Annotated in this window: 11 protein-coding genes; 6 read left to right on the top strand and 5 right to left on the bottom strand. The window is 64.9% G+C overall.

Going from position 1 to position 12,462, the window contains the following annotated elements:
* Positions 1 to 97: 97 nt before the first annotated feature.
* From ABZS43_RS30135 to ABZS43_RS30125, 3 genes are all read left to right on the top strand, one after another.
* Positions 98 to 484 carry a hemophore-related protein gene (locus ABZS43_RS30135; protein WP_355039370.1) on the top strand — a complete coding sequence of 129 codons (387 nt, stop codon included), beginning with the start codon at positions 98 to 100 and terminating at the stop codon, positions 482 to 484.
* Positions 485 to 579: 95 nt separating this feature from the next.
* Positions 580 to 1,287, top strand: a complete 708-nt coding sequence (locus ABZS43_RS30130; RefSeq protein WP_355039369.1) for a response regulator transcription factor — start codon at positions 580 to 582, stop codon at positions 1,285 to 1,287.
* A complete protein-coding gene (locus ABZS43_RS30125) occupies positions 1,284 to 2,651 on the top strand; it encodes a HAMP domain-containing sensor histidine kinase (protein WP_355039368.1) in 1,368 nt (455 codons plus the stop codon). The genes ABZS43_RS30130 and ABZS43_RS30125 overlap by 4 nt, the downstream gene beginning before the upstream one ends.
* A gap of 183 nt (positions 2,652 to 2,834) precedes the next feature.
* Here ABZS43_RS30125 and ABZS43_RS30120 read toward each other — a convergent pair whose 3' ends face one another.
* Entirely contained in the window at positions 2,835 to 3,656 is an 822-nt protein-coding gene (locus tag ABZS43_RS30120; protein ID WP_355039442.1) for an LppX_LprAFG lipoprotein, read from the bottom strand.
* Positions 3,657 to 4,108: 452 nt separating this feature from the next.
* Between ABZS43_RS30120 and ABZS43_RS30115 the strand changes: the two genes are divergently transcribed.
* The 3 genes from ABZS43_RS30115 to ABZS43_RS30105 all read left to right on the top strand — a co-directional run bounded on the left by ABZS43_RS30115 (position 4,109) and on the right by ABZS43_RS30105 (position 8,768).
* Positions 4,109 to 5,572 (top strand): fatty acid desaturase, encoded by a 1,464-nt coding sequence (locus ABZS43_RS30115; RefSeq protein ID WP_355039367.1) that lies wholly within the window; start codon positions 4,109 to 4,111, stop codon positions 5,570 to 5,572.
* 184 nt (positions 5,573 to 5,756) lie between these two features.
* A complete protein-coding gene (locus ABZS43_RS30110) occupies positions 5,757 to 6,869 on the top strand; it encodes a 3-oxoacyl-[acyl-carrier-protein] synthase III C-terminal domain-containing protein (RefSeq protein WP_355039441.1) in 1,113 nt (370 codons plus the stop codon).
* A gap of 39 nt (positions 6,870 to 6,908) precedes the next feature.
* Positions 6,909 to 8,768: an ATP-binding cassette domain-containing protein gene (locus ABZS43_RS30105; protein WP_355039366.1), complete on the top strand. Its 1,860-nt coding sequence runs from the start codon at positions 6,909 to 6,911 to the stop codon at positions 8,766 to 8,768.
* Positions 8,769 to 9,024: 256 nt separating this feature from the next.
* On the opposite strand, the gene ABZS43_RS30100 is transcribed toward ABZS43_RS30105, so the two are convergent.
* Genes ABZS43_RS30100 through ABZS43_RS30085 form a run of 4 tightly spaced genes read right to left on the bottom strand, consistent with a single transcriptional unit; the run spans position 9,025 to position 12,136 of the window.
* Positions 9,025 to 9,795 carry an ESX secretion-associated protein EspG gene (locus ABZS43_RS30100; RefSeq protein WP_355039365.1) on the bottom strand — a complete coding sequence of 257 codons (771 nt, stop codon included), beginning with the start codon at positions 9,793 to 9,795 and terminating at the stop codon, positions 9,025 to 9,027.
* 50 nt (positions 9,796 to 9,845) lie between these two features.
* Positions 9,846 to 11,030 carry a hypothetical protein gene (locus ABZS43_RS30095; protein ID WP_355039364.1) on the bottom strand — a complete coding sequence of 395 codons (1,185 nt, stop codon included), beginning with the start codon at positions 11,028 to 11,030 and terminating at the stop codon, positions 9,846 to 9,848.
* Positions 11,027 to 11,524, bottom strand: a complete 498-nt coding sequence (locus tag ABZS43_RS30090) for a hypothetical protein (protein ID WP_355039363.1) — start codon at positions 11,522 to 11,524, stop codon at positions 11,027 to 11,029. Before ABZS43_RS30090 ends, ABZS43_RS30095 begins: the two co-directional genes overlap by 4 nt.
* Before the next feature lie 42 nt (positions 11,525 to 11,566).
* Positions 11,567 to 12,136 carry a DUF3558 domain-containing protein gene (locus tag ABZS43_RS30085; protein WP_355039362.1) on the bottom strand — a complete coding sequence of 190 codons (570 nt, stop codon included), beginning with the start codon at positions 12,134 to 12,136 and terminating at the stop codon, positions 11,567 to 11,569.
* Between the last annotated feature and the right edge of the window lie 326 nt (positions 12,137 to 12,462).

Here is a 12,462-nt window from a genome sequence, read left to right as displayed (position 1 = left end):
TCTCTCAGGGTTGGTTCACACGCGTGCCAGCGCAACGCAATAGCGTCGAAGGCGGTCCGTGATATTTCGGATACCCGAACCACTATCTGGAGGCACCATGAAGCGTTTCCGCACTCGTACCGCCGTCACCGCCCTCGCCGCGGGCGGCGTCGCGAGCGTGGCGGTTCTGCTGAGCCCGTCGATCGCCGCCGCGGGACCGATGGAACTGGCCGCACCACTGCTCAACAGCGACTGTTCCTTCGCCCAGGTCGACGCCGCGCTGCACGCCGAGGCGCCACGGCTGGCCTCGGTACTCGACGCGAATCCCACCCAGAAGGCCGAACTGCAACGCAAATTCGACCAGCCCGTCGAACAGCGTCGCGCCGAATTGCAGCGCGCGATCGATGAGAATCCGCAGGCGGCCCAGCAGGCCCAGAACGATCCCCGCTCGGCCGAACTGCGCGACACGATCGCCACCGTCGCCGCGGTCTGCCACAACTACTGATCGGGCACGCCAGGAATCCAGCCATCCGCCCAACCACAGGCCCGGCGCGAGACTCTTGATGACACCCATTGCCCGGCCGACGCGGAGAGGCGCATATGCCCGAGGTGACTACGACCCCGACCGTCCTCGTCGTCGATGACGACGAGGACGTGCTCGCCTCGGTCGAGCGTGGACTCAGGCTTTCCGGATTCACCGTGCTCGTCGCCCGAGACGGGGCCGCGGCGTTGCGCAGCGTGAACGAGCACGCGCCCGACGCGATCGTGCTCGATATGAACATGCCGGTACTCGACGGCGCGGGCGTGGTGACCGCGTTGCGCGCCCTCGGCAACGATGTGCCGATCTGCGTGCTCAGCGCCCGTGCCTCGGTCGACGACCGCATCTCGGGATTGGAGTCCGGCGCCGACGATTACCTGGTCAAACCGTTCGTACTCGCCGAACTGGTCGCACGGATCCGGGCGCTGCTGCGGCGGCGCTCGGATACCCCGGCGACACCGACCCCCGGCGCGATCACGGTCGGTCCGCTCGAGATCGACGTCGACGGCTATCGGGCGCTGCTGCACGGCAACGAAATCGAACTCACCAAACGCGAATTCGAGCTGTTGTCGACACTGGCGCGCAACGCGGGCGTGGTCCTGAGCCGGGAGCGGCTGCTGGAGCTGGTCTGGGGTTACGACTTCGCGGCCGACACCAATGTGGTCGACGTCTTCGTCGGCTACCTGCGACGCAAACTCGAGATCGCGGACACGCCGCGGCTGCTGCACACCATTCGCGGAGTGGGGTTCGTGCTCCGGGCGCCCAAATGACCTCGGCTCCGAAACCCCGTCGGCGCCGCACCTTCTCACTGCGCACCAGGGTTGCCGGGGCCGCCGCGATGGGCGCGGTGATCATCGTGACCCTGCTCAGCCTGATCAGTATCCGCGCGATCGAACGCAACAATCTGCAACAGAGCGATCAGCAGCTCGCCCTCGCCTCACGCCTGGTCCTGATCGAACCGGTCATCGCGGTCGGTCTGGTCGGTCTCACCGGACTGAACAACCAGATCGCGGTGACGGTGCGCGAGAACGGTTCCGTGCTCGCCAGTAGTCCGACCGAGTTGCCCGATCTGCCCACCGGTTCGCATACCGCCCAAGTGGACGGCACCTCCTATCGCATCCTCACCACCACCGAGAACCAGCCGCAGGGCCGCACTGTCGCACTCGGGATCCCCGCCGAGGACGCGGCAAGGGCTACCGAGGAGCAACAGCGTTTCGTCCTCGCGGGCGCGCTGGCCGCCATCGCCGCGACGGCTGTCCTCGGCTGGTTGCTGGCCGGTCGCGCGGTGCGTCCCATCGTCGACCTCACCCGGCAGGTCAGCGCCCGCAGCGCCTTTCCCGATCCCGATGATCCCCGCCCGCCGGTGGACGGCTCGGGTGTGCGGGAGGCCGAGAAACTCGCCGAGGCCGTCAACACCATGCTCGCGCGCGTCGATCAGGCGCAGTCCGAAACCGCCGCCGCCCTGGAAACCGCGCGTGATTTCGCGGCCGTCTCCGCGCACGAATTACGGACACCGCTCACCGCCATGCGGACCGATCTGGAGGTACTGCGCACCCTCGACCTGGACGAGGCACAGCGCACCGAAATCCTCGGCGATCTGCAACGCGGCCAGGAGCGCGTCGAGACGACGCTGGCCGCGCTGGAGCGACTGGCGACCGGCGATCTCACCAATGCCCGCGACCACGTCGCCACCGATGTCGGCGATATCTGCGATCAGGCCGCCCACGACGCCATGCGCCACTTCCCCGGTCTCACCGTCGATATCGACACCGACGCCGAATTGGTGATCTACGGCCTGCCCGCCGGGCTGCGCCTGGCCGTCGACAACGCGCTGGCCAATTCCGTCAAACACGGCCGCGCCACCCATGCCCTCGTCTCGGCGCATCGCACCGGGCCCGGCCAGATCCTCATCACCGTCGACGACAACGGTCGCGGGATCCCCGCCGACGAACGCGAGGCCGTCTTCGCACGGTTCTACCGCGGCAGCCAGGCCAGCAAGGGCGGATCGGGACTCGGCCTCGCCTTGGTGGCCCAGCAGGCCCAACTACACGGCGGCCACGCCTATTTCGCCGACAGCCCACTGGGCGGAGCGCGACTCGTTCTCGAACTGCCACAGCGCGGTACGAACTTCTAGCGCGGCTCGCGGGCCACGGCCACCGAGTCGGCGAGCTGTCCCGCACCGCTCTCGCGGGCCCCGGCGAATCCGATTCGCCGGTACCCGGAAACGACGGAACCGGCCGGGGATGCGCGGGGACGGCGATTGCCGCCGATCCGCACTCCCCGACCGGTTCCGAAGCCGAGAGTTACTCGTGCGCAACTATCCCTGGGGCTTGGTGACGGTGACCGGCTTGGCCCAATCCGACAGCGTCACGTTGATGGAGCCGTCGCCCTTCTTGATGACGGCGCGGACCAGGTTCGGGCCCGTTCCGGTCGAGGGGGCGGCCGAGGGAAGGGCCGAGGCCGAACCGCTGGGCGGGGCGACATCGGCGATGTACAGCGTGATCGGGAACGAGCCGCCGCCGTCGCCGGACTTGGGCACGATCGGATCGATCACCGAGGAGTCGATGGTTCCGCTCACCTTGACGACGGCAACGCCCTCAACGGATTCGCGCCCTTCGACCTTCGGGTTCTTCACCTGGGCGATGACGTTGGCCAGGCCCTTGTCCTTGTCGAGGATGACGCCCGGATCGTAGATCTTCTCCGAGGGACCGAGATCGGCATATTTGCCGTCCTCGAGCTGCGCCCACATGGACTTGTCGACGACAACGAACTTGGCCTTGATGAACGGGGCGTCCGGCTTGGTGCGGACCTTCGCCTCGCCCTGCGCCGCACCGGCGCCCTGCGGCTGGTTGGTCACATCGGCGGAAACGCTCTCTACCGGGAGATTCGGGATGCTCGTGACGGTGAGGTTCAGGTGCACCGCCTGCAGGGTCTGGGTGGTCTTGGCTGATTCCTGCACAATCTGCGCGGCGTCGGGCAGTGGGCCGGTCGCCGTCGCCGCGGTGGAGGTTGTGCTCGAATCGTCTGAACCGCAGCCGGTCACGATCGCCGCGAACAGCGATGCCGCCACCGCGACGGTGCCGAAACGGACCGGCGAGAGTCGACCGATTCGAGGTCGGAGAGATGTTGAAGTGCGCATTGACAAGTCACTCATGTTCTGCCCCCAGAGAGTGCATGGTCCATCGACCGGGTTGAAGTCGACAGCTGCTGCTGCCGGCTGAGTCGTAGTATGCAGCACTTCTCCTAGCGGTGAAGCTGTCCCATTTGACCGGGTCCATGCGGCCGACCCTTGGCCGAACCACGATCTGGAACTGCTGCGGGCGCCGACGTTACCCTGTGATCGGTCTTCTCGCATAGATCGGGGGCGAACCCATCGCGACCGCGATACGGGTTAAGGGATTGTTTAGTGAGACGTTAGGCGTTGCAAGCACGATACTGACCATGAACACTCGGACGGTGTGCGTGACCTGGGAGAATGCCCCGGCTCGACCGGGTACCGCGCACCGCGCGTATCCGCGACGCACGCCCTGAACAAGCCCACGGCCGAATGAGATACGGCCTCTCACCGCGGATCAGATACGAAGGAACACGATGACGAACACCCAACCCGACACGGAGGAGCAGGACTTCCGTCGGCCTCCCGTCCCTCCGGGCAGACCCCCGATCTCGAATGTGTGGGTGTACAACGGGAAAGCCTACGACCTCAGCGACTGGATCTCCAAGCATCCCGGCGGCGAGTTCTTCATCGGCCGGACGAAGAACCGCGACATCACCTCGATCATCGGTTCCTACCACAAGGATCCCGAGCGGATCGAGCGAATGCTGCAGCGTTACGCGCTGGACCGCGACGCGCTTCCCGAGGATATCCATCCCAAGAACAACGCTCCCGACTTCCTGTTCAACGAGGGTTTCGACAGCTGGCGCGACACCCCGAAGTACAGCTTCGACAACAAGGAAGACCTGCTCCACAAAGTCAAAGCGCGACTGAAAGACCCGGAGCTGGCCGCGCGGATCAAACGCATGGACACGATCTTCAACGTCGTGGTCGCGCTGCTTGCCGTCGCCTACTTCGCGGTACAGGGACTGCGCTTGGTCCAGCCGGGCTGGATGCCGCTGCCGATCTTCGTGATCGCGATGGTGCTGCTGCGCAGCTCGCTCGCCGGCTTCGGTCACTACGCGATCCACCGCGCCCAGAAGGGCATGAACAAGATCTACACGAATGCCTTCGACTTCAACTACGTGGCGCTGGCATTCGTCACCGCGGACGGCCACGCGCTGCTGCACCACCCGCACACCCAGAGCGAAGTCGACATCAAGAAGAACGTCTTCACGATGATGATGCGGATCCCCCGGCTGTATCGGATACCGATCCACACCATCCACAAGTTCGGGCACGCGCTCACCGGCATGACCATCCGACTGCTCGACGTCTGCAGGCTCACCCGCAAAGTCGGCATCAAGGATATGTACGGGACGTGGGGCGGCGCGTTGCCGCACTTCATCGGATCGTTCGGGGTGCGTTTCCTGCTCGTGGCCGAGTTGGCGCTGTTCATTCTGGCGGGCGACTTCTTGGCCTGGGCACTGCAGTTCGTGTTCACGCTGTGGATCAGCACCTTCCTCGTCGTCGCGAGCCACGACTTCGAGTTGGATACCGAGGAACTCGAAACCGATACCGAGGACTGGGGCGTCAACCAGCTCGAGCAGGCGTACGACCTGAAGGTCGTCGGCAACCGCTACGTCGACTGCTTCCTCTCGGCGGGTCTGAGCTCCCATCGCGTCCACCACGTCCTGCCCTACCAGCGCAGCGGATTCGCCAATATCGCCACCGAAGACGTGCTCCGCGAGGAGGCCGCGAATTTCGGGGTGGAGTGGATTCCCGCGAAGAGCTTCTTCACCGACCGATTCCCGAAGCAGATCCAGACCTATCTGCTGTCGCGCTCCGATGAGGCGAAGGAACGAAATTGGGGCTTCGTCCGCGAGCATTGCTCACCCTCGGCCTTGAAGACCTGCGCCGTCTACACGGTTCAGGGGTTCACCGGAATCGGCACGGTATAACCCCATTCCCGATTTCGCGTCCACAGTCCGTCCGCAAGATTTCCACTCGCAGGCGGTGAGATCAACACATTTTTTCGAAAGGTAGAGAGTCGTGTCCATAACGATCGATGAAGGCAGCGTTCGCAGCCTGGGGACAACCCGCCACCTGGCGGATGGGGAACAAGGGCACGACCTCGCCGAGCGGATGATGCCGCCGGCGCCGCCGATCACGGTGGGTGTGATCGAGAGTATCGCGACCGGTTCGCCGGCTCAGGTATTCGACCAGGCCGCAGCCGCCGGGCAGGTGGCCGAACTGTTCGGCGACGAGCAGCAGCGGACCAGGATCGCCCGGATATATCAGAAGACCAGAATCGGCACCCGTCATCTCGCGGTCGATCCGCTCGATCCCGAATTCCTGGCATACAGCCGCAAACCCGGCACCATCCGGGAGCGCATGAACCTGTTCTACCAGCACGCGGTTCCGCTGGCCGTCGACGTGGCGGGACGCGCCATCGCCGGCATCGAGGACCCGACCGATATCGGCCTGCTGGTCTTCGTGACCAGCACCGGATTCATCGCCCCCGGTGTCGACGTCGCCGTGGTGAAACAGCTCGGCCTCTCACCGTCGGTCAGCCGCGTCGTCGTGAACTTCATGGGCTGCGCCGCCGCGATGAACGGCATGCGCACCGCCGTGGATTACGTGCGGGCGCATCCGGACAAGAAGGCGATGCTCATCTGCATCGAGTTGAGTTCGGTCAACGCCGTTTTCGACGACGACGTCAACGATGTCATCACCCACAGCCTGTTCGGCGACGGATGCGGCGCGGTCGTCATCGGCGCCAGCCAGGTGCACCAGCCGCTGGCTCCGGGCAGCGTCGTGATCCGCGAGAGTTTCAGCCACCTGCTCGACGACGCCGAGGACGGCATCGTGCTCGGGGTCAACAACAGCGGCATCACCTGCGAGCTGTCGGAGAACCTGCCCCACTACATCTACAACGGGGTCGATCCCGTGGTCACCGAAATCCTGCGGGCCAATGGATTGCGCAAATCCGATGTCGACCTGTGGGCGATCCACCCTGGCGGTCCCAAGATCATCGAGGAGTCGGAGCGTTCGCTCGGCCTTCCGGCCGAAACCGCGGCGCTGAGCTGGGAAATCCTCGCCGAGCACGGCAACATGCTCAGCGTTTCGCTGATCTTCGTGCTGGAACGCATGATTCGGCAGACCGAGTCGACCGGCCCGATCTCGACGGGTGTGGCCTTCTCCTTCGCGCCGGGCGTCACGCTCGAAGGCATGATCTTCGACATCATCCGCCGGTGAATCCCACCCCACCGGCATAGGCGAGAAAGCACAGAAACAATGCAACTCATCAGATTCCTGATCTCCATATCCTGGGTGCGGATCGTGGGCGTCATCGCCACGGGTCTCGTGGCAGGTGCGGCCAACACCTACCTGGTGACACTCATCAACAGTGTCGTCTCCCCCGAGCCGCGCCCCGGTGACCTGCTGCAACGCTTCGCGCTAACCGGCCTGGTCCTTCTGGTGAGTGGCTTGATTTCCCAGATCCTGCTGATCCGCCTCGCCCAGGACGCGATCTTCCGGCTGCGGGCGGATCTGAGCACCGGGGTCGTCTCGGCCCCGCTCGAACACCTGGAACGCCTCGGGACGCATCGCCTCATCGCGACGCTCACCGAAGATGTCCGCGCGCTGTCGCAGGCCGTGACCGCGATCCCCGCCATCTGCATCGACGTGGCGACGATCGTCGGCTGCTTCATCTTCCTGGCGATCCTGTCCGGTCCGATCTTCGCGATCACGGTGGCGGGCACGCTCGTCGGCATCGCCTGCGTCGAACTGTTCCTCAAGCGGGTGCGCGCCATCTACCACCACGCACGGGAGAACGAGGACCTGCTGCTGCGGTCCTTCCAGGCCGTGACGCTCGGTATCAAGGAACTCAAACTGCACCGCGGCAGGCGCAGGGATTTCATGGACCGCCACCTGCTCGGATCGGCGCAGACCCTGCGCGAGCAGAACGTCGAGGCCAGCACCAAATTCTCGGTGGCCCAGGGTCTGGGACAGGCGCTGCAACTCGGCACGATGGCGCTGATCCTGTTCGGGATCGCCGCCTCACTCGACCTGCCGCGCAATGTGATGGTCGGCTACGTCCTGGTGACCACCTTCCTGGCGATGCCGATGCAGAACTTCATGCACCGACTCCCGGATCTGGTGCGCGGTGACGTCGCGCTGGCGAAGATCCGCACCATGAACCTGTCCATGGAGACCTCGCACGACGAGGAACAGCTGCCCTTCACCGACCGCCCCGCCGCGAGCGAGGCGCGACTGGAGCTGACCAATGTCAGTTACAGCTACGCGGCCGAACAGGCCCCGCCGTTTCCGGAAGGTCCGGGTGGCCCGCCGCCCGGCGGACCCCCACCGGGCGCACATCCGGGCGCGCGACCGGGCGGACCCCCGCCCAAAGGTCATCACGGTGGGCCGCCGCCCGGCGGCGGTCCGGGAGGACGGCCGGATGTCAACGGCCGCAAGCGACTCGATCACGGCGCACACATCGGCCACCCGATCCCGCACGGCGCGCCCCCTGCTCTCGCTCCCGCCGCCCTCGCGACCGTGGACGATTCCGGCTTCCGGCTCGGCCCGATCGACCTGGTCTTCGAACCGGGGCAGATCACCTTCATCGTCGGCGGCAACGGCAGCGGCAAATCCACGCTGGCGAAACTGATCACGGGACTGTATGTGCCGAGGTCGGGGTCGGTAGCACTGAACGGCGAGAAGATCGATCACGAGAATATCGAGTGGTTCCGGCAGAATTGCTCGGCCATCTTCAGCGATTTCCACCTGTTCGAGGACTACCTGGGATTCGACCGGCCCGGTATCGATGACGAGGTGCATCGGTATCTCGAGGAGTTGCAGATCGCGCACAAGGTGACCGTGCAGAACGGGCGGCTGTCCACGATCGCGTTGTCGCAGGGCCAACGGAAACGGCTGGCACTGCTGACCGCATTGCTCGAGGATCGCCAGATCTACCTCTTCGACGAGTGGGCCGCCGACCAGGAACCCCGGTTCCGCGAGGTGTTCTACGACGAGATCCTCACCGATCTGAAGCGGCGCGGAAAGACCGTCATCGTCATCACGCACGACGACCGGTATTTCGACCGCGCGGATCAGCTCGTGAAATTGGATTTCGGACGGGTTGTCGCTGCCTGATGCGATCCCGCGAGGATCGCGGCGTTTCTTGTGATGGTGTCGATGTGGCTGCGCGTGTCGACCGTGCCAGCTTCCGGTGAACCGGGGGCGCGATTGTCCGAGGAGGCCGGGGCCGGGCCTCCTACGACGGCGTGAGCGCTTCCGGCTGGCCCTTATCCGGCCGGATTCCAGATGATCGCGGTGAGCAACGACGATCTCGAACCGGTCGTCGTTTACAGCAGGCGACCGAGTAATCCACTGCCGGAACGATATTCGGTTACCAGTGCTGGTCTTCCAGTTCTCGAGCGCGTTGGACGGCGTCGGCCAGCCACGTGGTGAAGGTGGCGGTCAGCTCCGCCGGGGTGGTGGGACGGACGGTGATGTGTTGAGCGTGGATTTCGGTGTAGCGGCCGTCGTCGGTGATGTCGTACCACTGCACGGTGTTCGACGCGTCGGGTCGACTGTGCAGGGGGCCGACCAGCAGACCCGCCGAACCGCCGCCGTCCGCGGGGCGGCCAAGCAGGCGACGATACTGCTCGCGAGGCGTGTTACGTGCGTTGTCCCGCAGATACGTTCCCTGGGACGAGCGCAGGTCGCCGGGGTGGAAGGTAGCCGGTGGCCGACTCCCCGGCGAACAGGGCGGAATCGACTTGGTGATCTGGGAGGCGAGCGATTCGGGACGGCAGGTCCGTAGTCGGATGGGACCGTTGTCCTCGCCGCGCACCGCCTGGAATGCCACGACCGCGTGGAAGGGATTGCGCGCGCCGACGATCCGGTATTGCTTCACGTCACCCGTGCTGTCCCGGTGCTTGCGAGTGCCGCCGAGGATTTCGATGCGCATATCCGACTCGGACAGGGTGTGCATCGCGAGCATGATCTGTTCGAGTTCGTCGGTGTCGTAGCGGGCACGCACCAGCTCGCGGTGTCGCTGGAAATCGTTCTCCACGGCGAATCGGCTGAGATACTTCAACGGGCGAGGGAACCGGTCATTGGCTTCGCCATACCAGAGTGCGGCGAAATCTTCGCTGTCCCAGGTCCATTCGGGCATTATTGGATCCATTCGATCGTGCGTGGTCGACACCGGTACCGCGAAGGCCGCTACTCCTGAGGCGGATCGCCACCGATGACGCCTCCCGGCACCGTTTTCGGCTGCTCGCCGAGCAATTCCTCGGTGTTCTCCATAGTGATCAGGTAGTCCGGAATGCCGTGGCTGGAATCCTGCTCCGATTGGCCGCCACCTCGACCCGCGCCCATACCGCCCATACCCGCCATTCCGGAGCGGCCGGTCCCGGATGACGACGCGGCGGTCGCGGCCGTGGTCGGGGTCGACGTGGCCGTTCCCGGCGTGCCGGTCACGCTGCGGCCTGCGCCGGGAGAGCCGGAACCCGGTGTGCCAGAACCAGGTGTGCCGCTCCCCGGGGTTCCCGAACTCGGTGTCCCGGTGCCGGCGGGGTTGGTTCCGGAGGGTGTGGTCGGGGCATTCGAGAAGGGCGTACTCGGATCGGACGGACTTGCCGCACTCGGCGTGGTCGGCGACGAACTCGGATTTTCCGAATCGTGTGTGTTCCCGTCGCCCGGATCGACGGCGGGCTGTTCCTCGGGGTCGGCGCTCTTGGGATCATCCGCATTGGAGGACGGGGTGTTCGCCGGGTTGCTCCCGGAGCCGCTGCCCGAGCCGCCGCTGCCACTACCCGAACCGTTGGCGCTTCCGTCCTGGTTGCTCGTCGGACCCGAGATATCCAGGGGTTTGGTCACATCGACCGGCTCAGGGAACACCGGGATCCGACTGTCGAGACCTACGAACCGATCGACGTAGTAGTCCTTCATCGCGGCCTGGGCTTCTTCTTGCCGGTCCTCGATGAGACCGTCTCGATTGTTGCCGACCCACGGCCAGGAATCCTTGTGCCACCACGCTTTTTCTTCGACCGGATCGGGTAGGCGGGTTTTGGTGGCCTCGATGGACGCGGCGGCCTCCGACACCCGGTTGCTCAGCTCGTTCATCGGGGTCGTCAATTCGTGGGCGGCGGTGGTGTAGCGCGAGACCGCGTCCTTGGCGCTATTGGCGGCATTTCCCGACCAAGCACCATCGATCGATTTCTTGATACTGATGGAGAAGACCTCGACGCCCGCCTCCCACTGTTCGGCGATCGCCTTGTAGCGTGCGGCAATGCCCGTTGCCTCGGAGGGTGTCAGGGGATCGAATGCTCCGCTGATCTCGACGTGTTTGTGATGCTTGGGGTTTTCCCCGCCGCCGGTGATGCGGGTCGGCTCGTATTCGGTCATGACGTGGCTCCCGAGGTGAGAGGCTCCGGTTGGCCTTTATCGGGAGTGCTGAGTTTCGGGTCGATCGGGGTGGGGTTTTCGGGGAGTTGCGCGAGGAGTTCGTTCACTCGGGCGGCGAAGTCACTGTCTTCCTGCTCGTAGCGTTGGCGGATCTCGCGGTGCAGGGTCTGGATGTCCTGGACGACCTTGTAGTGCTCCTCGAGAACAGCGTGAACACTATTGCCATCCCCCTTGGCTTTCTGCCGGAACCGGCCTACCAGGGTTCGGGCGGAGGTCAGGATCCCCTGGTCGGCTCCGATTCCCCACTGGGCGTTGTCGATATCGGAGATATCGCGGGCCGCTCGCTGCATTCTCTGGATCAAGTCCATGAATCGCTGGCAGTCACGATCGATGTACACGAACTCCTCAGGCTCGATCCGCAACCCCAACCGGCCCTCCCGAGCCTCGGTAATCAGATTCGGCAACTTACTCGGGACCGAGTTGTCCTCTGCCATATCCCCGTAATCCCTCCCTGTCGAACAGTTCTCGCAAACCCATCAGGCACCGGCGGGCAGCGTCGGCACAACCTTCTCCGCCAACGCCAACCCGAGCTGACAGGTATCGATATTCCCGGTAGTACGAGACGGCGGGTTATCAAGATGGAACTCGAGGCTTCCCCCCTTGATCTCCACATTGATCGAGCACACCTCGCTGGGAGCCTCCGTGGTACGACGAGCGGTGATCGCCGGCCGCCCCCCGATGGTCACTTCCTGCCCCTCGTTGTAGAAGGTCGCGTTCTTCCGCACGAAGGCCAGGGTCATATTCGTCACGCGGATCGATACCGCGTACCCCTTGGACTGAACCCATCCACACCCCTCCCAGATGATCCCACCCAACCCTGAAGCATTCTCGGTATTCGGCACGGCCGCAGCATGCAATTTCTCCGAATCCAACACACTCTGCGGCACATCCGTACACGGGTCATACGACTGCGGAACATCCACCTCGAGCCCGAGCTTATTCAACGAACTCGGGGCCACCCCCGACGACGGCCCCGAATCCCCGCCCGACGGACCACATCCCGACAGCACCGTTGTCAGCAGTCCGGCCACCAGCCCGGCACCCACGATCATCCGCATATTCGCCCCCGATTCCCGTGCCCGGCCTGCATACCCCGACGACTATATCGAAACGCACCACCGCACGACCCCTCCCGGATGCGGCCCGCGGACGCGGACACCGCGCAGCCTGTCCGAGCCGATAGCGACTCATACAGATTTGGACGCACCAACCCCCATCCTGGTTCCCCGGATTCCCACATCCCCACAGCCGGAAACGAAAACGGCCCGTGCTCCACTCGGCGGGTTCATGCGGTCGTCGCAACACTCTCGATTGAGAGGTTGCGACGACCGTGTCGTTTGCAGAGGACGTGGAACAGTTCGGCGACCTGTTG

It is taken from the genome of Nocardia sp. NPDC005366 (assembly GCF_040606855.1).
Lineage (GTDB): Bacteria > Actinomycetota > Actinomycetes > Mycobacteriales > Mycobacteriaceae > Nocardia.
This window is presented reverse-complemented; position numbering and strand designations above follow the sequence as displayed.